We start from the raw sequence: 25,347 nt of genomic DNA, 5'->3' as shown, positions 1-25,347 counted from the left end.
TTGACGTCATGAATGAAGGCGGCCGAGGACGATGGCGTCCTCGGAATCCCACGCGAGCGGTACGGCGTCGCCGATGGCGACGGGTTTGGCGAAGAAGTCGGAATCGTCGACGATGACGGTGAAATCGTCGATGCCGGCGCCGGTAACGGAGAGCTTCACCGTGGCGCCGCGATATTCGATGTTGGAGACGAGGCCGGTGAAGCCGAGGCCGGGCGAGGGTGCGGCGCCGATGCGCACATGGTCGGTGCGGATGGCGATGTCGATCGGTGCTCCTGCCTCCTGCAACTGGCCGCTGGCAGCGAGCGAGCCGCCGCCGGTGATGTCGAATACAACCATGCCGTCTCTGCTGCCGGTGACGCGGCCCGAGATGACGTTGTGGTCGCCCATGAAGCGCGCCACGAAGGCGGTGGCCGGTCGCTCGAACACGTCGCGCGGAGGCGCCGCCTGCTCGATGCGGCCGTCATTCATCACCACGATCAGGTCGGCGAGCGCCATCGCCTCCTCCTGACTATGGGTGACGTGGACGAAGGTAATGCCGAGCGAGGTCTGCAGCTTCTTCAGCTCGGCGCGCATGCGGATCTTCAGGAACGGATCGAGCGCCGACAGCGGCTCGTCGAGCAGCAGCGCCTCCGGGTCGGTGATGAGTGCCCGCGCCAACGCCACGCGCTGCTGCTGGCCGCCGGAAAGCTGCGCGGGGCGGCGTGTGGCGTAAGCCTCCATCTGCATCAGCTTGAGCATATCCAGCGCCTTGGCGCGGCGCTGTTCCTTGTCGACGCCCTTCATCTTGAGGCTGAAGGCGACATTGTCGATGAGGTCGAGATGCGGGAACAGCGCATAGGACTGGAACATCATCGCCGTGCCGCGCCTGGCCGGCGGCAGGTCGGTGACGACGGTGTTGCCGAGACGGACATCGCCCGACGAAATGCTCTCATGGCCGGCGATCATGCGCAGCGTCGAAGTCTTGCCGCAGCCGGAGGGGCCGAGCAGGCAGCAATAGGTACCGGCCGGAATCTTCAGGCTGATATCCTCGACGGCGGTCGTCGTTCCATAGACTTTCGAAACGGACACAATGTCGATTTCGGCGGCTTTGGACATTCAGGCTTCCCCGTTTGGTCGCACTAACCAATGCATCATGCGTGCCAATCGCCGCGCGGACGTCCAAGCGATTGAATTGTCGGGAAAATCGGGATTTTTGCCTGCTGCCCACTGAGCGGGCTGGTTTGTGCGTTGCACAAATTATGGGCGATTGTCAGCGATATGCACAAAAATCGTATGCAATCTTTTTTGGCTTCGTGTTCACTTTGCCTCTCGTGTGCGGATGACGAGTCGCGTTAGAAGGAGACAGGAAGATTTCCGCCATGAACATTGCCGACCAGATCTATTCCGCCACAGACAGTGCCACGCAGGACCGCGCCCAGGCGATCCGCGACCAGCTGCGCGACGCCATCGTCGACCGCCGACTGGCGCCCGGCACCAAGCTGTCGGAAGGCGAGGTCGGCACGCTGTTCGACGTTTCCCGCACCGTGGCGCGGGCAGCGCTGCAGATGCTGTCCTTCGAAGGCCTGGTGCGCACCGAGCGCAACCGCGGCGCCTTCGTCGCCAACCCTTCGCCCGAGGAAGCGCGCCAGGTGTTCGCCTCGCGCCGGCTGATCGAGCCGGGCATCGCCATTGCCGCATGCGGGCGCGTCACCGCTGCTGACATCGCCGCTTTTCGGGCGCAGCTCGACGAGGAAGGTCGCTTCATCGCCGAGCGCGGTCCCAATGCGCGGCGTGCCGAAATCAAAGCGTCGGGCGATTTCCACCTGCTGCTCGCCTCGGTGGCCGGCAATGCCATCCTGCAGCGTTTCATGGAGGAGCTGGTGGCGCGCTCGTCGCTGGTCATCGCCCTTTACGGGCGTTCTGGCGTATCAGCCTGCGGCCATAGCGAGCACACGGAAATTGTCGGTGCACTGGAGAACGGCGATTGCGGGCTGGCGAGCCGGCTGATGCTGCACCACATCGACCATATCGAGGCCGATCTCGATCTGCGTGTCAGAGCCGGCCCGGCGCTCCGGGAAGCCCTCAACTTCTGAAGCTAATGCATGTCGCTCAAAAGTGGCCCCGGTTTTGAGACAACGACATGCATAGAAACAAAGGCTAAAGCGCGTCGCATGAATCCGTTTCGACGCGACGCGCTTTAGCTCTCATCCTCGCCGGTCGTAGGCGCTGCCTGTCCGACAGCCTTGCGGCGCAGCATCTTGGTCAGCTTCCAGATCGTCGGGCTGTTCTTGATGAAGGCCTTGAGCCCTGCGCCTTGCCGAAGCGTCAGCGCCAGCACACGACCCTTCAGGGTCAAGGGGATCAGCACCTCGAAATGCTGGGTTTCGATATCGCACCATTGCCGCTTGTAAGGCTCGTCGCCGACGGAGAAGTCGTAGACAGAAAAACCGGTCTCGCAGGCCTCCTGGATGTTGTCGAAGAACAGGAAGTCGCCGGGACTGGTGTGGCCGAGATCATCCTCGGCGATCGCGCCGAACTCGCAGATCAGGCGCTTGCCCGAGCGGCTTGATCCGGTGACGGCGCGGAGCTTGCCGGCCACTTCGAGCCCGTGCAGCACGAAGGAGGGCTTGTCCTCGGCAAGTGCGTCCGTGAACAGCGCGCGGAAGAAGCCGCGCACCTGCTCGTCGCCGAAGACGTTGGCGATGCCCATCTTGCGAAAACGGAGTTCCTTCATCTCGAAAAAGGCATCGAGCAGCCTGTCCACCTCGTCCGGGGTAGGGGCCTCGATGCGGCGATGACTGCCGGCGGCCTCGAACTTGCGCATCTGCGAGCGGTGCTTCTTGCGCTTGCGCTTGCCGCTGGCGCGCAACAGCAGCGCATCGAAGCCACCGCCGAGATCAACGGCCAGCGACAGGTTTGGGCTGGCAAAATGGTCAAGCAGGGCGAGTGGATTGGCGACACCGTCGAGATCGGGCAGCAACCGCTCGAGATCGATGAGATCGATGTCCGGGCGTGCCTTGGCGATGGCCGCCAACATAGATCGGATGGCCGGGATATCCGCAATGGCCAGCCATTGCGGATCGGCGGCGACGAAGTTGCCGTTGGCGTGGCGGTCGCCCATGAAGCGGGCGACGCGGAACGGACCTTTCGCGGTGACCTCCAGGGCCAGCGCAAAAACCGGCCTGCCTTCGGCGCTCAGCGTCGCAACGAGCAGGTTCGGCCCGACCTGCTCGGCCCAGTTGAGGATCCAGCCGGCACTCTGCGCCGGCGCAAACAGGGCCGAGCGGCAGAACCCGGCATAGGCCGCGAGCCCTTCCGTCGACGTCACCGAAATTGACAGGCCGGCCTGATCCCCTGGCAAGGCGCGCTGCGACGCCTCGGTCGCAGCGAGCCGATTGCCGTCAAATGACGCTGTTGCGTCAACCATACCTCAATCCTTAGGGCGTATTGATCGCAATTTGGGGGTTCGCGTAGGCGCATTCCGTGCTTGGATCAGCCTAGGCGCAAAAGGTGAATGAATGATCGACGGGGGCGAGGCAATCCGGAAACTGGCGCTGAACGTCGCCCGTTATACCGGTCTTGCACCGTTGGCCAAGCCGTTCATCGGCGGCATTGGCGCCATACTGATGCTGCACCGCGTGACCGCGACGCCCGAAAAGCCTGACAGCGTCAACCGGCATCTGAACATCGCGCCTGGCTTCCTCGATGCCGTGATCGCCGACATGAAGGCGAGCGGCTATGCCTTCGTCTCCATGGACGAAGCGGTCGAGCGCATCAAGGCAGGCGGCAAGGGTGGCGAGTTCGCCACCATCACCGCCGATGACGCCTATCGCGACAACATGACAGAGGCGCTGCCGGTGCTGGAGAAGCACGGCGCGCCGATGACCATCTATGTCGCGCCCGGGTTGATCAACGGCACCGCCGATTTGTGGTGGGATGTGGTCGAGGACATCGTCGCCGTGCGCGACAGCCTCACTCTGACGCGACCGAATGGTCCCCTGACGATCGATTGCTCGACCCCTGCGAAGAAATTACAGGCCAATATACGCCTGCACGCCTATCTCACCTCCGAAGTCCGCGAGGAGGACCTGCAGGCCGTGCTGCGTGACCTGGCTCGCTCAAATGGCGTTGACACCGACGGCCCGCGGCTGCGGACACTGATGAACTGGGACGAAATCCGCAGCATCGCCGCGCATCCGCTGGTGACGATTGGCGCCCACACGATCAACCACAGCAATCTGAAGCGGCTCTCCGAAACCGATGCGCGGCACGAGATCGGCGCCGTGCATGGCATGTTGCAGGCTGAACTCGGCGAAAAGCCCAGCCATTTCGCCTACCCTTATGGCTATGCCAGCGCGGTAGGCTGCCGCGAAGTGGGCTTTGCCCGAGACGCCGGCTACACCTCCGCCGTGACCACGCGCCACGGCGTGCTGCGCGCCGAACATGCCGGGTTCCTGCATGCCTTGCCGCGCATTTCAGTCAACGGCCGTTATCAGAGCCTCGCCCACATCCGCACCATGCTGTCGGGCGTGACGACGCCGCTCGCCAACGCCGGCAAGATGGTCGTCACCATCTGACGACAGCCGGCCGGGTTCCAGTTTAGCGCTTCGCCCGCGGCTCCAGCATCAGCCATTTGATGATGCCCATCGCCGGCAGCACCCAGAGCAGGCCGCTGAGCAGGAAGAACAGGAAATGCACCCACGGGCCCGACTCCGACAACTGGGCGACCGCGACGATCGATGCGACCAGCGCATAGATGATGACCAGCGCCACCAGCAGAAACGTTCCGATCAGCTTTTTCAGGCGCACGGGCATGGTTGGCCTCCTGGTCCAGGACTGCCGGGAAACTCGGAGGTCCCGGCGAGCTCAGTGTTGGCTTCGCATAGGCCTTGACGCGATCCTGTGCAACCGGTGAGACGCGGCGCGACGGCGTGCCGCGCCGCCTGGTCTTGCCAGCACGGGTGCGATGGTCCACCAATCCGCGAAACCAACCTGCCGGGACAAGATCATGGCTGCCATATCAGCTGCCGCGCCTTTCGCGGCCCGCGACCGCGACCTGCACAACCGGGCGCTGCTGCGCGGCTGGCTCTATGTGGTGGTGCTGGTGCTGTTTGCGCTGGTGCTGGTCGGTGGCGCCACCAGGCTTACCGGTGCCGGCCTGTCGATCACGGAGTGGAAGCCGATCCACGGCGTGATACCGCCGCTCAACGACGCCGAGTGGCAAGAGGAATTCCAACTCTATCAGCAGATCCCGCAATATGCCGAGCTCAACAAGGGCATGAGCATCGAGGCGTTCAAGTCGATCTTCTGGTGGGAATGGGTGCACCGCATCCTGGCGCGCAGCGTCGGCATGGTGTTTGGCTTGCCGCTGCTGTTTTTCTGGGCGACGCGCCGCATCGAACGAGGCCTCGGGCCAAAACTCGCGGGCATCCTTTTGCTTGGCGGCCTGCAAGGCGCCATCGGCTGGTGGATGGTGGCCTCGGGACTGGTCGACCGGGTCTCGGTCAGCCAGTACCGGCTGGCGACCCACCTGACGCTGGCAGCGCTGATCTTTACCGCGACCATGGTCGTGGCGCGTGGGCTGGCGCCGCATTCCGAACCTGCCGCCGATCGGTCGACGCAGAGGCTGGCCGGCTTCATCGTGCTGTTGGCGTTGATCCAGATCTATCTCGGCGGGCTGGTCGCCGGGCTCGACGCCGGCCTGAGCTACAACACCTGGCCGCTGATGGACGGCAAGTTGATCCCTGGTGATTTGCTGATCCTCGAGCCGGCGTGGCGCAATTTCTTCGAAAGCCCGAAAACGGTGCAATTCGTCCATCGGCTCGGCGCCTATACGGTGTTCGTTGTCGCCTTGTGGCACATGATCGCCACGCGTCGGCGGCTGCCTGAAACAACGCATGCCCGCCGCGCGACACTGCTGTTTGTGCTGGTGCTGGTGCAGGCCTCGATCGGCATCGGCACGCTGCTGATGCATGTGCCGCTGCACATGGCGCTGACCCATCAAGGGTTTGCGCTCATCGTGCTGGGCTTTGCCGCCGCGCATTGGCGCGGCACCAAGGGTGCCTATCCCTTGCCGCACGAAATCGCGCTCAGGAGCTGATCCCGAGCCGATCTGCCGGTTACATCCAGAATTCGTTTGACGATGTCGTCTTCTCGCCGTCGAACTCCGCCTGGCGCAAAGCGGCGGCGGATGGCGTTGATTGGCTCTGAGCGGCCTTGGCAGCCTTGTCGGCGTCGGCGGCCCTGAGTGCGTCAAGCTTGGCCTGGGCGACAGCGATATCCTGCTGCACCTGGGCGGCCTGGACCTGATCCTTGATCGTCTTGGCCTGGTCTTCCAAGTCCTGGATCTGCTTTTCGAGCGCGGCCTCCTGGGCTGCATTGCTCGATGAGCTGGAAGAGGAATACTGGGTTGCCTGAGAGGAACCCGAAATTGCGCTGACCATGACAAATCCCTGATGGAGCCACGCCACGTGAGTAGCCCATCACGGTGAACAAGCCGTAACCGGCGCCGTCCTCCGAGATCAGAAAATTGGCCGCACCGCCCGGATCGCCGCCGCGATCGACAACTCGCGGTTCTCCTCGACCGGATTGTCGTCCTCGTGATGCCAGGACGCCGACAGGCAGCCATAGGCGATGGCGTGATCAAGAATGGCGCGCGGGGTCTGGCTGAGCGTTCTGGCAAAGACTTCGGCCATATGCGCGATGCGCTCAGGATCGAGGCAAAGCTCGTCCCGGTCGAGCGGGTTGTAGAACATGTTCGCTGCGTCGAAGCCGGGATCGCCGAGAACGCCCTTCGGATCGATCGCCAGCCAGCCGCGCGGCCCATGCAGGATGTTGTCGTGGTGCAGGTCGCCATGCAGGGGCCTGATATCGTGTGGATCGGCCAGCAACCGATCGGCGATGACGGCGGCCTCGACATAGAGACTGTCATGGCCGGCGTCGCGGTCGGTCGCGGCTTTCCTGAACAGGCTTGAAAACCGCTCGCTGAGCGGCTGAAGCTCCGGCGGGAAGGGGTCTTTCCAAGGCGAAAACAGTTTTGCCATCACATCCGCCGCGATTGCGGTCGCGGCGTTGTCGCCCTGTTCGCCGAGAACCTGTTGCAGCAGGGTTTCACCGGCATATTCGAGCAGCATGCTGTGGCCGTCACGGCCAAGCAGGCGGACCGCGCCTTCGCCGCGCCGCCAGGCGAGATAATGCTCGCCGCGCAATTCGTCGGCGACGTCATCGAAAGGCTTGAGCGCCTTGACGATTGCCGGCGAACCATCCTCGCGTCGCACCTTCCAGATGCGGCTCGAAAAGGTCTCGGCGATGAGTTCGGGCGCGCTGACCCTCCAGCGCGTCGGAAAGACAGGCGCGTCCATCAGAGGCCGAGCATCAGGTCCATGTTCTGCACGGCGGCACCCGAGGCGCCCTTGCCGAGATTGTCATAGACCGCCAGCAGCAGCGCCTGCGCCCGTTTGTCGTTGGCGAAGACGTAGACCTTCATCCGGTTGGTGCCGTTGTAGATCTCCGGATCGATGTCCGGCATGCGCTCCAGATGCGCATAGGGCGCCACTTCGACCACACCGCCCTCGATGGCGGCGAAATGGTCGGCAATCGCCGCGTGAAGCTCCGCACCCGTCGGCACATGGTCGAGACCGCCAAGCTGCAGCGGCACCACCGTGATCATACCTTGTGCGAAATTGCCGACCGCCGGCTGCATGATCGGATCATGCGACAGCCTGGCATAGGCCCTGAGTTCCGGCACATGCTTGTGCTGCAAGGTCAGGCCATAGGGCAGGAACTCCGAGGCATCCTCGCCCTTGGCGACATAGTCCTCGATCATCGGCCGTCCGCCGCCCGAATAGCCGGAAATGCCGTTGACGGTGATCGGGAAATCCGCCGGCAGCAGGCCGGCGGTGACCAGCGGCCGCAGTGTCGCGATCGGTCCCTGCGGCCAGCAGCCGGGGTTGGCGACGCGTTTGGCCGAGGCGATTGTCTTTGCCTGCGCCTTGTCCATCTCGGCGAAGCCATACGCCCAGCCTTCGGCGACGCGATGCGCGGTCGACGCATCGATGACCTTGGTGGTGTCGTTGGCGATCAGCGAGACACTTTCCTTCGCCGCGTCATCGGGCAGGCACAGGATCGCGACATCGGCGGCATTGAGGAACTCGGCGCGCGCGGCCGTTTCCTTGCGGCGCTCGGCGGGAACGGAGATGATCTCCAGATCGCCGCGCTCGGCAAGCAGCGCCCGGATCTGCAGACCAGTGGTGCCGTGCTCGCCGTCGATGAAGATTTTCGGTTTCATTGCCTGATCAAATTCCCTGATATTTCAAGACTATATGCCCTGACCGTGATTCACCGCGGCACCGTTGTGGTTGCCGTTGTTCAGCTCTTCAAGCCGGGCCTTTCGTTCGGCCAGCAGACCGAGATACTGCATCGCCACCATCGAGCCGGCAATCGCCGTTATATCGGCGTGATCATAGGCCGGCGCAACCTCGACGACATCGGCGCCGACAATATCGATCTGGTTGAGCTGGCGCAGCGTCGACAGGATTTTTGCCGAGGACGGCCCGCCGGCAACCGGCGTGCCGGTGCCGGGCGCGTAGGCCGGGTCGAGGCAGTCGATGTCGAAGGTGAGGTAGGTCTTCTTGCCGCCGGTGCGGTCGACGATGGCGTACGCGATGTCGGACGCGCGCATCTCCTCGATTTCGTGGCCGTAGAGGATCTTGATGCCGAACGTGTCGGGCGCATGAGTGCGAATGCCGATCTGGATCGAGCGGTCGGGATCGATGATGCCTTCCTTGACGGCGCGGCCGACGAAGGATCCGTGGTCGATGCGTTTGCCATCGTCCGGCCAGGTATCCTGGTGGGCATCGAACTGCACCAGGGCGAGCGGGCCGTGGATGGCGGCATGCGCCTTGAGCAGCGGCCAGGTGACGAAATGATCGCCACCGAGCGACAACAGGAAGGCGCCGGATTTGAGGATCTTCGCCGCTTCGCGCTCGATCGTGCCGGGCGTCTTCTGGTGGTTGCCTGAGTCGAGCAGGCAATCGCCATAGTCGACCACCGCGAGATGCTCGAACAGATCGCGTGAAAACGGGTATTGCGGGTCATTGTCGAGGATCGCCGAGGCGCGGCGGATCGCCTGCGGCCCAAAGCGGGCGCCGGGCCGGTTGGTGACGGCGGCGTCGAAGGGAATGCCCCATACCACAGCGTCCGCGCCCTTCACGTCCTTCGTGTATTTGCGCCGCATGAAAGACAGCGCGCCGGAATAGGTCGGCTCGAGGGCAGCGCCCGTTTTGGAGCGGGCGGTGAAGGCATGGTCGATGTTGTTGGTCGCCATTACGGATCCTCGTTTTTCATCGGGGTGCAACAACTACAGAACCGGCACGGAAGATGCCAGTCACAGCTTGGCGAGACGAAATGGCGCCCCTGGAGTGCCATGACAAAACAGGATTTGTATCACCATGACGCAGACGGCGTTTCTTAATCCTCCCCGCGCCGTGGTGTCGACCCACACCGGCACGATCGCCGGCGAACGCTTCCTGGTTCTCGATTCGTGGCGCGGTATCTGCGCGCTGCTGGTGGCGCTGTTTCACTTCCCGACCGGTTCGACGATTTCGCAAAGCGCCTTCATCGGTTCGTCCTACCTCTTCGTCGACTTCTTCTTCGTCCTTTCCGGTTTCGTCATCGCCAGCAGCTACGGCAACCGGCTGAGCCAGCCGGAAGAGGTCGCCCGCTTTGCCCTGGTCCGTTTCGGCCGCATCTACCCGCTGCACCTGCTCATGCTTGTCGCCTTTGCCGGCTTCGAGCTGCTGCGGCTGATGTTGCCGCAACTGCATGGCACCGGGGCTGCTCCCTTCACCGGTGGCTTCGACCCTAGGAGTCTGCTTGCCAATCTTCTCTTGCTGCAAGGCGTCGGCTTCGAGGATCAGCTGACCTGGAATGCGCCAAGCTGGAGCATTTCCGCGGAGTTCTTCGCCTATCTCCTGTTTGCGGGTGTGGTCTTCGCCGCCGGAGCGAGCGCCTGGATATGGTTCGTCGGCGCTGCCGTCACCGCGCCGCTGTTCCTGCTTGGCTTCTCGACCCATCATATGGATGTGTCCTTCGATTTCGGCTTCATCCGCTGCCTGTACGGCTTCTCGCTCGGCGCCTTGCTTGCCTGGTTTCAGCATGATTCCATTGCAGGGGCGCGACAGGCGCTGGCCAAGGGCGGCCCGCGCATGGCCTGGACGCTTGCCGAGATCGTCATGGTCGCCGTCATCGTGCTTTTTGTCTCGTTGGCGGGCGACAATGATTTCGGCATCGCGGCACCCCTGGTGTTCGCGCTGGCGCTGTTTCTCTTCGCCCATGAAGGCGGCTGGATCAGCGCCTTGCTCAGGACCCCGTTCATGCTGACGCTGGGCGCGCTGTCCTATTCGATCTACATGGTCCACATCTTCGTCCAGGCGCGCATGATCAACGTCGCCGGGCTCGTCGAGCGCAAGCTCGGCTTGGGCCTGATCGGTGACATCGTGCTGCGCGGCCAGCCCGCGACGGGCTTCGGCGCCGGCTGGACAGGCGCCGTGGCGATCGTCGTCATGCTTCTCGCCACCATCGCCGCCTCCTGGATCACCTGGCGTTTCGTCGAAATGCCGGCCTTGGCCTGGTTCCGCCGGCTCTCGAAACGCATTTGACGCGAGCATGATCCCGAAAAGTGGAAGCCGGTTTTCGGAAAGGATCATGCTCAAACCAGAGATCCCGCGAGCATGATCCCGAAAAGTGGAAGCCGGTTTTCGGAAAAGATCATGTTCAAACAAGACATCCTCTAGCCGGCTTCGTTCACCGAGCTGTCACGGGCATCGCCTATCCGGGTTTCGATCCGGCAAGGAGCGATTCTCGATGCGAACCCTCTGGCTGAGCCTTCTGCTTTCCGCGGCACTTGCGGCCTCCGCAAGCCAGTCCCTGGCCGGCGAAACCCGCGCCAGGCAGATTCTCGACCGCTTCGAACAGGCCAACCAGTGGCGCGACCACGTCATGATCGCCGCGCATCGCGCCGGCAGCATGCAGGCCGGCAAGACGCTCTATGCGGAAAATTCGATCGCGGCCGTGCAAGGCTCGATCGCCATGGGCGCCGAAATCGTCGAGGTCGACATCAGGCGCTCGAAGGACGGTGAGTTCGTCATCATGCATGACAGCTGGCTCGACCGCACCACGACCTGCAAGGTGAGGTGGTCAAGCGCACGCTGGCCGAACTGAAGACCTGCCGATTGGTGGTTGAGGGTACCGGCGTCGCCACCAATGAGACAGTTTCGACGCTGCGCGAGATGCTGCTGGCGACCAGGGACAGGATCCTCATCAACCTCGACAACAAGCTCGAGGTCGGCGACCTCTCCGGCATGATTGCGGTGGCTCGCGATCTCGGCATGGCCGAACAGGTCATCGTCAAGGAGAACCTGTGGAACGCCACCCGGATTGCCACGGTGAAGGCCGCCATGGATGCCATTGGCGGTGGCTTCCAGTTCATGCCGATCATCGCTGACGACGCGGTGCACGATGCCGCTTTCGCCGAGACGGTCGACCACGTCTTCTCGCCGCGCGCGACCGAGCTGATCAACTGGCGGGCCGGCGCTGAGACGCTGACCGAGACCGGCGGACCGCTGTTCAGCACGCGCATGCGCGCGGCCGCGGTGCGTGGCAACTGGCACATCTGGGCCGACACCTACGCCATCGTCAACAAGCCGGGCGGCTTCCTGGCCGGCGGCCGCGGCGACGAACTGGCGGTCAAGGCCAGCCTGCCGCGCGAAAGCTGGGGCTTCTGGGCCGACCGCGGCGCCACCATCATCCAGACCGACGAGCCGAAGGCGGCAATCGACTGGCTGGCGGCGAATGGCTACCGCGTGCCTTATGCCGACGAGGCGCGGCCGGCTGAGCCCGCCAACACGGCGAGCATCAATTAGAGTAATTCCAGGAAAAGTGTGAAACGGTTTTCCCGGGAAAAGCGCGTAGCGCTTTCCCTTAGGGAATTGCGCCAAAACAAAGAGAGATAGAGCGGTTCTGCGTTTCCGTGAAACGATGAACCGCTCTAGGAAATCCGAGATGGCGGCCTTGCGCGAGTGAAACTGCGCAGCGCGTCGTTTGCCGTCAGGCCGCCATTGCCACGCCGTCCAATTCCCTGAGCGCATCCTCTGGCAGCGCAAGTTCTGTCGCGGCGAGGTTTTCCTCCAAATGCCCGACCGAAGACGTGCCGGGGATCAGCAGGATGTTGGGCGCGCGACGCAGCAGCCAGGCGAGCGCGACCTGCATCGGGGTGGCGCCGAGGCGCTGCGCCACGTCGGACAGCGTCGAAGACTGCAGCGGATTGAAGCCGCCGAGCGGGAAGAACGGCACATAGGCAATGCCGTCACGGGCGAGGTCGTCGATCAGGGCGTCGTCGCCGCGATGCGCCAGATTGTACTGGTTCTGCACGCAGACGATCTCGGCAATCCGGCGTCCTTCCTTGATCTGAGTCGATGTCACGTTGCTCAGCCCGATGTGCCTGACCAGGCCCTGCCGCTGAAGCTCGGCCAGCACGGTGAGCGGCGCTTCGATCGACCCTTCGGCGGGACCATGGGTATCGAACATGATCCGTAGGTTGACCACGTCGAGCACCTCGAGCCCGAGATTGCGCAGATTGTCGTGCACAGCCTGGGTCAGCGCCTCGGCGGAAAAGGCCGGCAGCCATGATCCATCCGTGCCGCGCCGGGCGCCGATCTTGGTGACGATGACGAGATCCTGGGGGTAGGGCGCCAGCGCCTCGCGGATCAGCCGGTTGGTGACGTACGGGCCATAGAAGTCGCTGGTGTCGATGTGGTCGACCCCCTGCAGAACGGCTTCACGCAGCACCGCCACTGCCGCGTCATGGTCCTTGGGCGGGCCGAACACACCGGGTCCGGCGAGTTGCATGGCGCCGTAGCCAAGCCGCTTCACAGTATGGCTGCCAAGGGTGAAGGTGCCGGCCTGTTGAATATCAGACATGAGTGATCTCCTTTGAGGAGACAAAGATAGGCGCTGCTCAACTTCGTGATAATCAGGTACAATCCACACAGGCTGTACGGAATTGCGCACAATGATGGACCTCGGTGATCTGAACGCCTTCGTGGCGGTGGCCCGCGCCGGCGGCTTTCGCGACGGTGCGCGTGCCAGCGGCGGCAGCGCCTCCGGCTTGAGCGAGGCGGTGCGTCGCCTGGAAGTGCAGCTCGGCGTCAGACTGTTCAACCGCACGACGCGCAGCGTTGTCCCAACCGAGGCAGGTCTCAGCCTGCTGGAGCGGCTCGGCCCGGCGCTGTCGGAGGTGGAGGCGGCCCTCGACGTGGTGAATGGCTTCCGCGACAGGCCGGCGGGCTCGTTGCGTCTCAATGTGCCGGTCAGTGCCGCGCGGCTGATATTGCCCGACATTGTTCCGGGCTTCCTCGCCGCCTTTCCCGGCATCCGGCTGGAGGTGATCGCCGATGAGAACTTTGTCGACGTGCTGGCGGCCGGCTGCGACGCCGGCATCCGTTATGACGAGCGGCTGGAACAGGACATGATCGCGGTGCCGATTGGACCGCGCGTGCAACGCTTCGCCACTGCCGCCAGCCCCGCCTATCTCGATCGCCATGGGCGGCCAGAACACCCGAGCGACCTGCTCGGCCACGCCTGTGTGCGCGGCCGCTTTGCCAGCGGCGCGATGTTGCCGTGGGAGTTCGAGCGCAACAGTGAGGTGGTGCGGATCGATCCGACGGGGCCGCTGATCGTGCGGATCGGCGGGGCGACCGATCTGGCCGTCGATGCGGCCATAGCCGGCACCGGCATCATCGGCCTCTTCGAGGGCTGGCTTCGCCCTCACTTCGAGAGCGGCGCGCTTGAGCCCATTCTCGAACCGTGGTGGCAGAACTTCTCCGGGCCGTTCCTCTACTATCCCGGCCGGCGCCTCGTGCCGGCCCCGCTGCGGGCGTTCATCGACTTCATCAAGGGCGGCAGACCCTGAGACCTGGCGCCAGGCATGAACTGCGCCGGCGCCGTCACCCCAAAAGAAAAAGGCCGCCCGGAGGCGGCCTTTTGATTGTCTGAAGCTGCGGTGCGCTTAGCGCTTCGAGAACTGGAACGAGCGGCGGGCCTTCGCCTTGCCGTACTTCTTGCGCTCGACGACGCGGCTGTCGCGGGTCAGGAAGCCACCCTTCTTGAGCACGGCGCGCAGCGTCGGCTCGTAATAGGTCAGCGCCTTGGAGATGCCATGACGCACCGCGCCGGCCTGGCCCGAGAGGCCGCCGCCGATGACGGTGGCGACGATGTCGTACTGGCCCGAACGGTTGGCGGCGATGATCGGCTGGTTGAGGATCATCTGCAGGACCGGACGCGCGAAATAGGTCGCGAATTCCTTGTCGTTGACGACGATCTTGCCGGAACCCGGCTTCACCCAGACACGCGCGATGGCGTTCTTGCGCTTGCCGGTGGCATAGGCGCGGCCCGACTTGTCGAGCTTCTGGACGTGGACGGGGGCTGCCGGCTGGGTGTTGGTGTTGCCGGTGGCGGCGCCCAGTTCTGCGAGCGAGGAAAGCTCAGCCATCTTATGCGACCTTCTTGTTCTTGGAATTCAGCGCGGCCACGTCGAGAATCTCGGGCTGCTGGGCGACATGCGGATGCTCTGCACCTGCATAGACGCGCAGGTTCTTCATCTGGCGACGGCCGAGCGGGCCACGCGGCACCATGCGCTCGACGGCCTTCTCGACGACACGCTCGGGGAAACGACCCTCGAGCAGCTGGCGCGCGGTGCGCTCCTTGATGCCGCCGGGGTGGCCGGTGTGCCAGTAATAGACCTTGTCGGTGAACTTCTTGCCGGTGAACACCACCTTGTCGGCATTGATCACGATGACGTTGTCGCCGTCGTCGACATGCGGGGTGAAGGTCGGCTTGTGCTTGCCGCGAAGATGATTGGCGATGACAGTGGCGAGACGGCCGACGACGAGACCCTCGGCGTCGATCAGGATCCACTTCTTCACCACATCCGCAGGCTTCTGCGAAAAGGTTGTCATGTTTTCTGCTTTCGGTTCGGACCTTCACAACGGAAGGCGTTTCTTGTTGCTTGGATTGGCGAAAAGCGCTTGCTCGCCGCCAATAACAAAACGGCGGCCTTTGCGGGCCGCTGCTTCGTGAGGGCTTATAGGCGAGGGTGAGGGGGCACGTCAAGTCCGCAGTTTCTAGAATATTCCAAAAAGATCAGGCAAAAACAATGGGTTAGTAGTGAGGTATTATAATACCTCAAGAATGGATGTTCCGGGGCATGGCCGGAACGTCCCTTGGCCGGCTGGGGTCTTCAGTTGGCTCTTTCGAGCGAGCGGCGTATCTCGGGCGCAAGCTGGTCCATCGCGACGGCAAGCCAGTCGCAAAGGTCGTCCGGCGATGTGTCATGAATCCATACCAGCCGGCTGCGTCCATTACTCTCGGCAAAGACCTGCATCGAGGTGTTGTCGTGCTTTACCTCTTCCCCTTGCCACGCCCAGACGATGCGGCGCGCCGGTTCGTCGCGGGCGATGAGCCTCTCCCGCACGATCTTGCCGTCGGCGAAGGTCATTTGCCTCAAGTCGGGCTCGATCAACCGGCAGTCCACGAAAATATCTGGCGTCGTTAGTCGCGGCCCCTCGGCGAAGTTGCCTACGGTGTGCCAGACCTTCTCCGGCGATGCGTCGACTATCATTTCCCTGATAACTGATCCCATTTGGCACCTCTCGTTCAAGAGCAGACAGATTTGTCTACTAGACAAATCTGTCTGTATGGCGGAAAAGGGTTGACGTCAAAGGGTATTCGATATGGTGGACCACGCTACTGACATCGGCCGGGAGAGTGCTGCGCGCAACCGCATACTCGATACCGCCACGAACCTGTTCTATGCCGAGGGCGTGCACGCGGTCGGCATCGACCGGATCATCGCCGAGGCGGGCGTGGCCAAGGCCACTTTCTACAAGTACTTTCCGGCCAAGGACGAACTCGTCCGCGCCTACATTCAGGGCCAAAGCCGGCAAGGGAGGGCCATGATCGATAAGATCAGCGAGCGATCGGCGCGGGATTCGATCCTGGCTATTTTTGATCTCGTTGCGGACGCCGCCGCTCAGCCTGGCTACCGCGGCTGCCCGTTTCTGAATGCTGCCGCCGAATATCCTGAGCCGAGCCATCCAGTACGGCAGGCGATTGACGAGCATAGGCAATGGAAGCGAGACCTCCTGCTCGGTCTGCTTGAAGCCGACGGGTGCCTGGACCCCGAAACCACGGCCGATGTCCTGACTGTTGCCAACGACGGACTGCTGGTCGCCAGCCATCTTGATAAACCTGCAAACTTGCGCCGCCTCATTCGCGAGACGGTGCTACGAATCCTGGGGCTGTCGGCAGACGCATAGCAGCAGACGCAGATGGTCCTGCGTTGGGAAACATTGGCGAGAGGAATTCGTCTACCGCTTCGGCGGGATCGAATAGGTGCCGGTGGCGTGTGCCACAGTGTGTCCGTCCCGGCCGGCGACGATGTCGATGTCGAACACCATCAGGCTCTTTCCGAGCTTCAGGATGCGGCAATGGCCGTCGATCGGCCCGGCCTCGGCCTTGCGAACGAAGTTGATGTCGAGATTGACGGTAACGGAAAGCGCGTCTGGCCCGGCATGGGAGAGCACGCAGACATAGCCACCGATATCGGCCAGCGTGAACAGTGACGGACCGGATACGGTGCCGCCGGGACGCAGGTGCCGCTCGTCGGCATTGAGCCGCACAATGCAACCGCCCGGAAACACGTCGATCGCCTCGTAATGTTTGAACTGGTCGTTGAGCTGGGGATAGACGGTTGCCATCAGCGCATTGACTTCCGCCGCCGTCAGCACCGGCTTGAGATTGCTCTGGGCGGGCATGGCGGTCTCCATTGTGTGCGCCTGTTTGAACGCGGCTGGGTATTCTGGCAACACCGGTCAGCCGTCATTGATGACAATCCTAAGCCATCGGGACAAATGCAGGGCAGCCTTGTCGCTTGTGCCAGCAATCTGTTTGAGGGTGTTGGACGAAGCGTGATGGCATACTAGATTGAAGATTGAAGCATCCAACCATGATCCAGAATCGCGGAGAAACGACCATGGCTGAAATCCTTGCCATCAAGCCTGCCGCCGTTGACGGTCCGGTTGTCGTACAACTGGACAAGGGCGTGCTGCGCCTCACGCTCGCCAATCCGCCCGCCAACGCCTTGTCGCTGGCGGCGATGGCGGCGCTGACGACTGAACTCGAGCGTGCCAAGACCGACAAGGCGGTTCGCGTCATTGTACTGTCGGCGGCCGGCAAGGTGTTTTGCGCTGGCCACGATCTCAAGGAAATGACGGCGCGGCGCGCCGACGCCGATCGTGGCAAGGCCTTCTTCGCAGAGACCTTTGCGGCTTGCGCCACGCTGATGCAGGCGATCGTGCGTCATCCCCTGCCGGTGATTGCCGAAGTCGACGGCCTGGCCACCGCCGCCGGGCTGCAACTCGTCGCCAGCTGCGATCTGGCGATCGCGTCGCATGAAGCGACCTTCTGCACGCCAGGCGTCAACATCGGTCTGTTCTGCTCGACGCCGATGGTGGCGTTGTCGCGCAACGTCTCGCGCAAGCATGCGATGGAAATGCTGTTGACCGGCGAGACGATCGATGCGGCAACCGCCAAGGAGTTCGGCCTGGTCAACCGCGTCGTGCCACGCGAATATCTGAATCAGATTGTCACCAAATACGCGCAAACCATTGCTTCCAAATCATCTTTGGTGATCAAGACCGGCAAGGAAGCGTTTTACGCGCAGGCCGAGATGGGACTGGCCGACGCCTATGCTTATACCGGCCGGATCATGGTCGAGAACATGCTGGCGCGTGACGCGGAGGAGGGCATTGGCGCCTTCATCGGCAAGCGCAAGCCGGAATGGACGGACGAGTAGTCGTGGAACCGCGCATCTCCATCGTCACCATCGCGACCGACGATCTCGACCGCGCCGTGCGCTTCTACGAGGCGATGGGCCTGACCCGTCATGCCCGCATCACCGACGGTGTCGCCTTCTTCCAGATGGGCGGCGCCATTCTCGGCCTGTTCCCGCGCGCCAGCGCCGAGGAGGATTCCGGCATTGCCTTTGCCGGGGCGCCATCCGCCGTCTACCTCGCCTACAACACCCGCTCCGATGCCGAAGTCGACGAGGTGCTTGCCATGGCCGAGAAGGCCGGCGGACGTATCGTCAAGCCGGCCGGCCGTGCCTTCTGGGGCGGCTGGTACGGTTATTTCGCCGATGCCGACGGGCATGTCTGGGAAGTGGCGCACAATCCGGCCTTTCCGATCGCGGAAGACGGCACGATTTCCCTGCCTGACTGATGGCCTATCGCAAGCAGCTGACGCGGCTCAAGGCACCCTACCTCAAGCGCATCCTGCTTGACCCGGCGCGGGTCGAGGATTGGGAAAAATACCCCTGGAACCTGCCGCTGTTTCGCGGCCACGATTTCGAACTCGAATTCACCACGCCGATCACCATCATCGTCGGCGAGAACGGCACCGGCAAATCGACGCTGCTCGAGGCGATCGGCGCGCTCGCCGGTTACGACGAAGCCGGTGGTGGCAAGGGCTACAGGCCGGTCGACCATTCTCGTGCCATCGACAAGAGCGGTGCCGCGCTGGCTGACAGTTTTCGTTGCCACTGGCTGCCGAAGGTCACCGCCGGCTGGTTCTTCCGCGCCGAATCCTTCTATTCCGTTGCCCGTTACCTCGACGAGGCAGCTAGGGAATCTGGCGGGGCGCCACCGGACTTCCTGTCCTGGTCGCATGGCGAGGGGTTCATCCGCTTCTTCGAGGAGCGCTGCCGCAGGCAAGGCATCTACATCCTCGACGAACCCGAGAGCGCGCTCTCGCCGTCGCGCCAGATCGAGCTGCTCAAAATGCTGCGGCGGATGGACCAGTCGGGCACCGCGCAAGTCATCATGGCGACGCACTCGCCACTGCTGATGGCTTGCCCCGGCGCGCGGCTGTTCCGCATCAGCCGCTTCGGTCTCGACCCGACCGATTTCAGCGATACCGACCATTTTCGCATGATGCGCGACTTCTGCACCGATCCGCAGGCGTTTATGGAGGAAGCGCTGAGGGAGGATGACGCGTGACGGTCTGCGACGATGACCTCAATTGGCGCATCGAGCAGGCCTGTCGCGAAGGCTGGCCGGCTGCCGTCGAGACTGTCGCGGGCGGCTGGCTTCTGCGGCGCTCGGGCGGCAGGATCCGGCGCACCAATTCCGCGAACCCGTTGCGTGGCAAGCGCGGCGCGCCTGAGAAGGTGATCGACGCCGCCGAGTCCTTCTACGTCGGCCATGGCCAGACGCCGCTGCTCCGGGTGCCTGATATCGCCGACGAGCTCGAAGTCGCGCTCGACCACCGCGGTTACCAACTGGAAGGCGGGACAATCCATCTCTATGCCGGGATCGGTGACCTCGCGGAAGTCCGCGACGGGCAGGTCGTGCTTTCCGAGGTGCCAGGCGAGGACTGGCTCGCAGCGCGGTTCCGCATGGGCACTTATGATGACGCCGATCGCCGCGTCTTTCGCGAGATGACCGGGCTGATCGACGGCGATCGGGCGTTCGTGTCCTATGAACGCGACAGCGAAATTGCCGCCTTGGCCTATGGCGTCATCCGCGATGGCCTGCTTGTGGTGGAATCGGTTGAAACCGACGGCCGGTTCAGGCAGCAAGGTCTGGGCCGCAAGACCGTTGGCGGCCTGATCGACTGGGCGCGACGGGCAGGTGCTCACGCCGCATGCCTGCAGGTGGTGGCCGACAATGCGCCGGGCCGTGCGCTCTATGCTTCGCTTGGATTCAGCCGTGAACTTTACCGCTATCACTACCGCAGGAAGCCGCATGAACCACGATAGTTACGACAACACCTACATTGCCGGCATCCTCAATTCGGTGAAGACCATCGCCATGGTCGGCGCGTCCGCCAATGATGTGCGGCCAAGCTATTTCGTGGCGAAATATCTGCTAGCCAAGGGATTTTCGGTGTTCCCGATCAACCCCGGCCAGGCCGGCAAGGAGATCCTCGGCCGGATGACCTATGCCAGGCTGGCCGACGTTCCCGTACCGATCGACATGGTCGACGTTTTTCGCGCGGCGACAGCCGTGCCGGGCATCGTCGATGAGGTGTTGCGGCTCGATCCGTTGCCGAAAGTCCTCTGGATGCAGCTTGGCGTGCGCCATGACGAGGAAGCCGCGCGCGCCGAGGCCGCAGGCATCAAGGTGGTGATGAACCGCTGCCCGAAGATCGAATATGGCAAGCTGTCCGGCGAGATCGGCTGGACCGGCGTCAATTCCGGCGTCTTGTCGTCGAAAAAGCCGCTGATGCGCCCCGGATTCCAGAGTTTTGGTGTGCGCCAAAAGTAGAAGCAAATTATTCCGTAAGTCGGTGCATTTTCTCGCGTTTCGGCCGCAGATCATTCGCCGAAGGGCATTTTCTTCTTTGCATTCGCGCCCGGGCTTCGCCAAGAATGCCCGGCCATTTCAAGAGTTTCAAAAAGGGAGGCTTTTATGACCCGCACGCCCGGTTTCAATACGCTCGCCGTCCATGCCGGCGCCAAGCCCGACCCGGCCACCGGCGCCCGCGCCACGCCGATCTACCAGACGACCTCCTTCGTCTTCGACGATGCCGATCATGCCGCCTCGCTGTTCGGGCTGAAGGCCTTCGGCAACATCTACACCCGCATCATGAACCCGACGCAGGCAGTGCTCGAAGAGCGCATCGCGGCCCTCGAAGGCGGCACGGCGGCGCTTGCGGTCGCCTCCGGCCATGCCGCGCAAGTGATTGTGTTCCACAATCTGATGCAGCCTGGCGACAATTTCGTCGCCGCCAACAAGCTTTATGGCGGTTCGATCAACCAGTTCGGCCATGCCTTCAAGAATTATGGCTGGGAGGTGCGCTGGGCCGACATCAATGACATCTCGACCTTCGAGAGCCAGATCGATGACAGGACCAAGGCGATCTTCATCGAGAGCCTGGCCAATCCGGCCGGCACCTTTGTCGACATCGAGAAGATCGGCGACATCGCGCGCAAGCACGGCCTGCCGCTCATCGTCGACAACACGCTTGCCTCGCCCTACCTGATCCGCCCAATCGAGCACGGCGCCGACATCGTCGTCCATTCGCTGACCAAATTCATCGGCGGTCACGGCAATTCGATCGGTGGCGCCATCGTTGACTGCGGCACCTTCGACTGGTCGAAGTCGGGCAAGTACCCGATGCTGTCGGAACCGCGTCCTGAGTATGGCGGCCTCGTCCTGCACGAAACCTTCGGCAATTTCGCTTTCGCCATTGCCGCGCGCGTGCTCGGCCTGCGCGACCTCGGCCCGGCGATCTCGCCGTTCAACGCCTTCCTCATCCTGACCGGCCTGGAAACCTTGCCGCTGCGCATGCAGCGCCACTGCGACAATGCCGTGACAGTCGCCGCCTGGCTGTCCAATCACCCCAAGGTCGCCTCGGTGAACTATCCTGGCCTGCCGAGCGACAAGAACAACGCGCTGCAGAAAAAATACTCGCCGCAAGGCGCCGGCGCCGTGTTCACCTTCGGCCTCAAAGGCGGCTATGACGCCGGCGTCAAGTTCGTCGAGGCGCTCGAACTGTTCTCGCACCTGGCCAATGTCGGTGACACCAAGTCGCTGGTTATCCACCCGGCCTCGACCACGCACCGCCAGCTTTCCGACGAGCAGAAGGTCAAGGCCGGAGCCGGTCCGGACACGGTGCGGCTTTCCATCGGCATCGAGGACGTCAACGACATCGTCGCCGACCTCGAACAGGCGCTTGCCAAGGTCTGATCGATCATGACCGCATTTCTTTCCGTCGACACCAAAAACGTCGAACCCGAATCTGGCGCGCCGGCGCCAGACCGGCTGATCTCGGGCGATCCGAAATTCCGCACCTGGAATGTCGAGGAGCGGGACGGCGGCCTCTATGCCGGCGTCTGGGAATCGACCCCGGGCAAATGGAGCATCGTCTATGACGAATGGGAGTTCTGCCACATCCTGTCCGGCGTTTCGGTCGTCACTGAAGAAGGCGGCGCGGCGCGCACCGTCAAAACCGGCGACAGCTTTGTGCTCAGGCCCGGCTTCAAGGGCAGCTGGGAAGTGCTTGAAACGACGCGCAAGGAGTATGTGATCAAGCTCTAATGCATGTCGCCCAAAAGTGGCCCCGGTTTTGGGAGAACGACATGCATAAAAACAGGCTTCCAGGGCGGATCAGACGACGCGATCGATATCGCTGTCCGAAAATCCGTATCGCGCCATCATCTGCCGGTGCCAGTCGCCGCCCAGCAATGCATCGAGGCAAGCATCGATGCTCCGGAGCAGGGCGCTGTTGCCCTTGGCGATCGCGAAGGCACCGGCCGATGGCTGTTTTTCGCTGGCGGGAACCCCGACAAGGCCAAGCGGCATTTCGGGCCGCCGGGTCAGATAGCCCCGATGCGCCATCGCAACGCTGGCATAGGCGTGCACCATGCCGTTGGCCACTGCGTCCGCCGCATCGGCCTGCGTTGCAAACATCCTGATCTGCTCAGGCGCAATTCCGTTGTGAAGCGCCGTGAGATGCTGGACCTGATCGGTTATGACGCCAAGCAACGCCGTCCGGTCCCTGGCAATGGATTGGTAGCCGCGAAAGCCGCGCGGATTGTCTTTCGCGACCAGCAACCCATCCTGCAGCGCCCAGATCGGCCGTGTGAAGTCGACAAGCCGCTTGCGTTCTTCGGAGACGAACAAGCCGGTCGTCATGGTCCAGCGGCCCTCGACCAGCCCTGGCAGCAATTCAGCGAATTCGGTCTCGATCGGCTTGAAGCTCGCCAATCCGAGCATTTCACCGAGCCTGCGCGCAAGCTCGACGTCACAGCCTGAGACCTCGCCCAACGCACCAGTAAAGCAGAATGGCGGCTCTTCCAGGAAGGCGAATTTCAACGCAGTCATGTCTCGGTCATATGTTTGGACAACCGTCGCCATCCTATTTCGCCGGGAACTGGCTGAGGCAAGCCTCCGACGCCTTGTCGTGGAAGGTCAGGACCTCGGCGTCCTGTGCCTCGATCTCGGCGTCGGAAATCTCGTTGCGATAATACTGCACCAGGAGATCGAGCCCCTCCTGGCTGATGCCCTGGGGGGGCATCTCGCGCGCAAGGCAGCCGCAAAGGCTGAGCGCACGGTCCGGTGAGCCAATCTTATGGTTGGTGAGGATGAAATCCTGTGCCGGATAGGCATCGAGGAAGCCCTCGAAGTTCAGCTTCTGCTGCGGCTGGTCGCCATGATTGAAATAGGCCGGCGGCCATTGGCTCTTGCCGCTGGCGACATCGCAGCCGGTGCCGACATCCTCGGCATTCTCAGAAGGGCTTGCCAGGCAATCTCTTTCGCGCCCGTCGGATATTCGAAATTCTCGCCCAGCGACGCGGTGTACGTGTCGAGATCGGGCTGCGTGAAGCCGGTTACCTGAAACCGGTTGAATTGGCATTCGCAGGCAGCGCTCACGCGTTCCGCTTCGCCTTCCGCCGGCTGCTCGTTGGATTTGCTTTTCCGGCAAGCCGCCATGAAGGCGGCGCCATCGAGCGACGAGGCAGGAAATGTGGAGGCGTCGACATAGCGCTTGCCGTCCCAACCGATCATCATCTGGTCGGACTGGATGTCGAGAAAACCGTTTCGCTTGAAGGCGCTGAGCCCGATCTTGTCCTGCGGCACTAGTCTTGCACCGGGAATGTCGCCGAGGACCTCCTGATAGCTGTCGCCTTCGAGGACAAACAGGAAGTTGCCGCAATGGACGCCGTCGCAGTCCGGTTTATGGCGATAGGCGAAGATCTCCGGAAAGCCGTCGAGGTTGAGATCAACCTCGACCGCAAAGGATGTCGGCGGGAAGCCCTTCGATCCGGTCTGCCGCTCCAGCAGACCGGCCGCCATTTTCTGGGCGATCGCCACGCTGTTTTCCCATGGGATGTTTTCCGGCTGTTGTTGGGCGTGCGCCACCCCCAGGCATGCGCAAAGCAATGCCACCGCGAACGCCGTCGCCGGTCTCGAGAACACCCTCATATCGCAGCCCCAGGCCCGCGATCGTCAGAAGCCGACGGCGAGCGTTTCCAGCCCATGGAAGTGGTAAGTGTCGCGGAACCGCGGCTGTTCGGCAAGATGGAGCTTTGGGTGGCGGTCGAACAAAGTTTTCAGCGACACCTGCAATTCGAGCCGGGCGAGCGGCGCACCGATGCAGAAATGGATGCCGGCGCCGAAGGACACATTCTTCTGGTCCGTCCGATCCGGGCTGAAGGCGAGCGGTTCGGCGAAGGCGCGTGGGTCATGATTGGCCATGCCAAGCAGCAGCCCGATCGTCTGGCCAGGCTGCACGACGATGCCGGGAGCGATTTCGATCTCCTGATAGGCGTAGCGCGTGAACATATGCAGCGGCGCATCGAAGCGCAGGCATTCCTCGACTGTCGCCGCGGTCGCTTCGGGTGAGCCGAAGAAGCGGCGCGGATCGCCACCTTGCGCCAGGATCGAGCGCACGGCATTGCCGGTCTGATGCACGGTCGCTTCATGGCCCGCATTGAGCAGCAGGATCGCCGAGGATACCATCTCGTCCTCCGACAGTTTCTGGCCGTCCTCCTGCGCCGAGATCAGCAGCGACAGCAGGTCATCACCGGGGTTCTTGCGCCGCTCGGTGACATAGCCACGCAGGAAATCGGCAAAATCGCCTGCGGCGCGGTTGGCCGTCTCCTCGGTTTCGCGTGTGCGGCCATGCATGTACATGGCGACCATCTGGTGCGACCAGTCGAGCAGTTGCGGCCCCATCTCGACCGGCACGCCGAGCATTTCGGCAATGATGGTGATCGGTAGCGGCGCCGCGAAGGCGGGCAGGAGGTCGACGGCTCCGTGCGGTTCGAAACGGTCGATGAGTTCGTTGGCGAGCGCTTCGACACGCGGCCGCAGCCGTTCGACCTGGCGCGAGACGAAGGCACGGTTGACCAATGTTCTCAGCCGCGTGTGCACCGGTGGCTCCAGCTCCAGCAACGAATTGGCTTCGATGCCGTCGAACGCCCTGAGATGGGTTCGATCCTGTCCGATACCGCGCCTGTCCGGAATGCCGGCCGGGTTCTGGCGGCCGAAGCGACGGTCGCGCAGCAGCCGGTTGACGTCGTCGAAGCCGCCAAAGCACCAGAAGCCGAACTCTTCCCAGAAGAATGCATTCGATGCGCCGTGCAGAAAGGCATAGGCCTCGTAAGGATTTTGAAAAAAGGCCGGCTCATGCGGGTCGAGCCTCAGGTGGCGAGTGGCTGGATCAAAGGCCAGGGTGGGGGGCGTCAATTTGGTCATGCCGGACCAATAGCGCGGCTTGCCAGCCTGGTTCCAGACCGTATGTTGC

The 25,347-nt window shown here is 63.0% G+C and carries 29 protein-coding genes and 1 pseudogene; 14 read left to right on the top strand and 16 right to left on the bottom strand.

Translation table 11 applies throughout. From position 1 onward, the window contains the following. Positions 1-6: 6 nt before the first annotated feature. On the bottom strand, positions 7-1,095 hold the full coding sequence (locus tag B5V02_RS19225; protein WP_111545709.1) for an ABC transporter ATP-binding protein: 1,089 nt from the start codon (positions 1,093-1,095) through the stop codon (positions 7-9). Positions 1,096-1,358: 263 nt separating this feature from the next. On the opposite strand from B5V02_RS19225, the gene B5V02_RS19220 reads away from it, so the two are divergent. Next, positions 1,359-2,072 (top strand): GntR family transcriptional regulator, encoded by a 714-nt coding sequence (locus tag B5V02_RS19220; protein ID WP_111545708.1) that lies wholly within the window; start codon positions 1,359-1,361, stop codon positions 2,070-2,072. A gap of 104 nt (positions 2,073-2,176) precedes the next feature. Here the strand turns inward: B5V02_RS19220 and B5V02_RS19215 are convergent, their stop codons facing one another. Next, the gene (locus B5V02_RS19215; protein ID WP_111545707.1) at positions 2,177-3,406 is read right to left on the bottom strand and encodes a GNAT family N-acetyltransferase; all 1,230 of its coding nucleotides are present in this window, start codon (positions 3,404-3,406) and stop codon (positions 2,177-2,179) included. Between the two features lie 91 nt (positions 3,407-3,497). On the opposite strand from B5V02_RS19215, the gene B5V02_RS19210 reads away from it, so the two are divergent. Beyond that, positions 3,498-4,556, top strand: coding sequence for a polysaccharide deacetylase family protein (locus B5V02_RS19210; RefSeq protein WP_111545706.1), 1,059 nt, complete (start codon positions 3,498-3,500; stop codon positions 4,554-4,556). Between the two features lie 22 nt (positions 4,557-4,578). Here B5V02_RS19210 and B5V02_RS19205 read toward each other — a convergent pair whose 3' ends face one another. Beyond that, positions 4,579-4,794 carry a DUF2842 domain-containing protein gene (locus B5V02_RS19205; RefSeq protein WP_111545705.1) on the bottom strand — a complete coding sequence of 72 codons (216 nt, stop codon included), beginning with the start codon at positions 4,792-4,794 and terminating at the stop codon, positions 4,579-4,581. A gap of 193 nt (positions 4,795-4,987) precedes the next feature. Here B5V02_RS19205 and B5V02_RS19200 point away from each other — a divergent pair, with 193 nt between their 5' ends. Beyond that, positions 4,988-6,079 carry a COX15/CtaA family protein gene (locus B5V02_RS19200; protein WP_111545903.1) on the top strand — a complete coding sequence of 364 codons (1,092 nt, stop codon included), beginning with the start codon at positions 4,988-4,990 and terminating at the stop codon, positions 6,077-6,079. 19 nt (positions 6,080-6,098) lie between these two features. Here the strand turns inward: B5V02_RS19200 and B5V02_RS19195 are convergent, their stop codons facing one another. From B5V02_RS19195 to speB, 4 genes are all read right to left on the bottom strand, one after another. Then, positions 6,099-6,422, bottom strand: a complete 324-nt coding sequence (locus tag B5V02_RS19195; protein WP_167458564.1) for a hypothetical protein — start codon at positions 6,420-6,422, stop codon at positions 6,099-6,101. Between the two features lie 78 nt (positions 6,423-6,500). Further along, on the bottom strand, positions 6,501-7,340 hold the full coding sequence (locus B5V02_RS19190) for an aminoglycoside phosphotransferase family protein (RefSeq protein WP_111545704.1): 840 nt from the start codon (positions 7,338-7,340) through the stop codon (positions 6,501-6,503). Beyond that, positions 7,340-8,266, bottom strand: a complete 927-nt coding sequence (gene argC, locus B5V02_RS19185) for an N-acetyl-gamma-glutamyl-phosphate reductase (RefSeq protein ID WP_111545703.1) — start codon at positions 8,264-8,266, stop codon at positions 7,340-7,342. Before argC ends, B5V02_RS19190 begins: the two co-directional genes overlap by 1 nt. A 30-nt stretch (positions 8,267-8,296) precedes the next feature. Then, on the bottom strand, positions 8,297-9,304 hold the full coding sequence (gene speB, locus B5V02_RS19180) for an agmatinase (protein WP_111545702.1): 1,008 nt from the start codon (positions 9,302-9,304) through the stop codon (positions 8,297-8,299). Between the two features lie 124 nt (positions 9,305-9,428). On the opposite strand from speB, the gene B5V02_RS19175 reads away from it, so the two are divergent. Beyond that, a complete protein-coding gene (locus B5V02_RS19175) occupies positions 9,429-10,637 on the top strand; it encodes an acyltransferase family protein (RefSeq protein WP_111545701.1) in 1,209 nt (402 codons plus the stop codon). 205 nt (positions 10,638-10,842) lie between these two features. Continuing rightward, a pseudogene (locus tag B5V02_RS19170) lies at positions 10,843-11,900 on the top strand (glycerophosphodiester phosphodiesterase family protein). Positions 11,901-12,084: 184 nt separating this feature from the next. Here B5V02_RS19170 and B5V02_RS19165 read toward each other — a convergent pair. Then, positions 12,085-12,957 carry an aldo/keto reductase family oxidoreductase gene (locus tag B5V02_RS19165; protein ID WP_111545700.1) on the bottom strand — a complete coding sequence of 291 codons (873 nt, stop codon included), beginning with the start codon at positions 12,955-12,957 and terminating at the stop codon, positions 12,085-12,087. Positions 12,958-13,048: 91 nt separating this feature from the next. On the opposite strand from B5V02_RS19165, the gene B5V02_RS19160 reads away from it, so the two are divergent. Beyond that, entirely contained in the window at positions 13,049-13,948 is a 900-nt protein-coding gene (locus B5V02_RS19160; protein WP_111545699.1) for a LysR family transcriptional regulator, read from the top strand. A 96-nt stretch (positions 13,949-14,044) separates the two neighbouring features. Here B5V02_RS19160 and rpsI read toward each other — a convergent pair whose 3' ends face one another. The 3 genes from rpsI to B5V02_RS19145 form a co-directional block, all read right to left on the bottom strand. Beyond that, positions 14,045-14,527, bottom strand: coding sequence for a 30S ribosomal protein S9 (gene rpsI, locus B5V02_RS19155; RefSeq protein ID WP_111545698.1), 483 nt, complete (start codon positions 14,525-14,527; stop codon positions 14,045-14,047). A 1-nt stretch (position 14,528) separates the two neighbouring features. Next, the gene (gene rplM, locus B5V02_RS19150; protein WP_111545697.1) at positions 14,529-14,993 is read right to left on the bottom strand and encodes a 50S ribosomal protein L13; all 465 of its coding nucleotides are present in this window, start codon (positions 14,991-14,993) and stop codon (positions 14,529-14,531) included. A 281-nt stretch (positions 14,994-15,274) separates the two neighbouring features. Further along, the gene (locus B5V02_RS19145) at positions 15,275-15,676 is read right to left on the bottom strand and encodes an SRPBCC family protein (protein WP_111545696.1); all 402 of its coding nucleotides are present in this window, start codon (positions 15,674-15,676) and stop codon (positions 15,275-15,277) included. Between the two features lie 91 nt (positions 15,677-15,767). Here B5V02_RS19145 and B5V02_RS19140 point away from each other — a divergent pair, with 91 nt between their 5' ends. Further along, complete coding sequence (locus B5V02_RS19140; protein WP_111545695.1) at positions 15,768-16,352, top strand: TetR/AcrR family transcriptional regulator; 585 nt, start codon at positions 15,768-15,770, stop codon at positions 16,350-16,352. Positions 16,353-16,403: 51 nt separating this feature from the next. On the opposite strand, the gene B5V02_RS19135 is transcribed toward B5V02_RS19140, so the two are convergent. Continuing rightward, on the bottom strand, positions 16,404-16,850 hold the full coding sequence (locus B5V02_RS19135; protein WP_111545902.1) for a PaaI family thioesterase: 447 nt from the start codon (positions 16,848-16,850) through the stop codon (positions 16,404-16,406). A 218-nt stretch (positions 16,851-17,068) separates the two neighbouring features. On the opposite strand from B5V02_RS19135, the gene B5V02_RS19130 reads away from it, so the two are divergent. The 7 genes from B5V02_RS19130 to B5V02_RS19100 all read left to right on the top strand — a co-directional run bounded on the left by B5V02_RS19130 (position 17,069) and on the right by B5V02_RS19100 (position 22,136). Next, entirely contained in the window at positions 17,069-17,890 is an 822-nt protein-coding gene (locus B5V02_RS19130) for an enoyl-CoA hydratase (RefSeq protein WP_111545901.1), read from the top strand. Between the two features lie 2 nt (positions 17,891-17,892). Continuing rightward, complete coding sequence (locus B5V02_RS19125) at positions 17,893-18,315, top strand: VOC family protein (protein ID WP_111545694.1); 423 nt, start codon at positions 17,893-17,895, stop codon at positions 18,313-18,315. After that, positions 18,315-19,091 (top strand): AAA family ATPase, encoded by a 777-nt coding sequence (locus B5V02_RS19120; protein WP_111545693.1) that lies wholly within the window; start codon positions 18,315-18,317, stop codon positions 19,089-19,091. Before B5V02_RS19125 ends, B5V02_RS19120 begins: the two co-directional genes overlap by 1 nt. Next, complete coding sequence (locus B5V02_RS19115) at positions 19,088-19,852, top strand: GNAT family N-acetyltransferase (RefSeq protein WP_111545692.1); 765 nt, start codon at positions 19,088-19,090, stop codon at positions 19,850-19,852. Before B5V02_RS19120 ends, B5V02_RS19115 begins: the two co-directional genes overlap by 4 nt. Beyond that, positions 19,839-20,360 carry a CoA-binding protein gene (locus tag B5V02_RS19110; protein ID WP_111545691.1) on the top strand — a complete coding sequence of 174 codons (522 nt, stop codon included), beginning with the start codon at positions 19,839-19,841 and terminating at the stop codon, positions 20,358-20,360. The genes B5V02_RS19115 and B5V02_RS19110 overlap by 14 nt, the downstream gene beginning before the upstream one ends. Before the next feature lie 144 nt (positions 20,361-20,504). Continuing rightward, positions 20,505-21,785, top strand: coding sequence for an O-acetylhomoserine aminocarboxypropyltransferase (locus tag B5V02_RS19105; protein ID WP_111545690.1), 1,281 nt, complete (start codon positions 20,505-20,507; stop codon positions 21,783-21,785). 6 nt (positions 21,786-21,791) lie between these two features. After that, a complete protein-coding gene (locus B5V02_RS19100) occupies positions 21,792-22,136 on the top strand; it encodes a cupin domain-containing protein (protein WP_111545689.1) in 345 nt (114 codons plus the stop codon). A gap of 69 nt (positions 22,137-22,205) precedes the next feature. Here the strand turns inward: B5V02_RS19100 and B5V02_RS19095 are convergent, their stop codons facing one another. From B5V02_RS19095 to B5V02_RS19085, 4 genes are all read right to left on the bottom strand, one after another. Continuing rightward, positions 22,206-22,922, bottom strand: a complete 717-nt coding sequence (locus B5V02_RS19095; RefSeq protein ID WP_111545900.1) for a transporter substrate-binding domain-containing protein — start codon at positions 22,920-22,922, stop codon at positions 22,206-22,208. Between the two features lie 34 nt (positions 22,923-22,956). Continuing rightward, complete coding sequence (locus B5V02_RS41685) at positions 22,957-23,115, bottom strand: hypothetical protein (RefSeq protein WP_245446021.1); 159 nt, start codon at positions 23,113-23,115, stop codon at positions 22,957-22,959. Between the two features lie 110 nt (positions 23,116-23,225). After that, complete coding sequence (locus B5V02_RS19090) at positions 23,226-23,912, bottom strand: hypothetical protein (protein WP_245446019.1); 687 nt, start codon at positions 23,910-23,912, stop codon at positions 23,226-23,228. 135 nt (positions 23,913-24,047) lie between these two features. After that, positions 24,048-25,298 carry a cytochrome P450 gene (locus B5V02_RS19085; RefSeq protein WP_111545688.1) on the bottom strand — a complete coding sequence of 417 codons (1,251 nt, stop codon included), beginning with the start codon at positions 25,296-25,298 and terminating at the stop codon, positions 24,048-24,050. Positions 25,299-25,347: the final 49 nt, after the last annotated feature.

This window comes from Mesorhizobium kowhaii (assembly GCF_003253745.1).
Lineage (GTDB): Bacteria > Pseudomonadota > Alphaproteobacteria > Rhizobiales > Rhizobiaceae > Mesorhizobium > Mesorhizobium kowhaii.
This window is presented reverse-complemented; position numbering and strand designations above follow the sequence as displayed.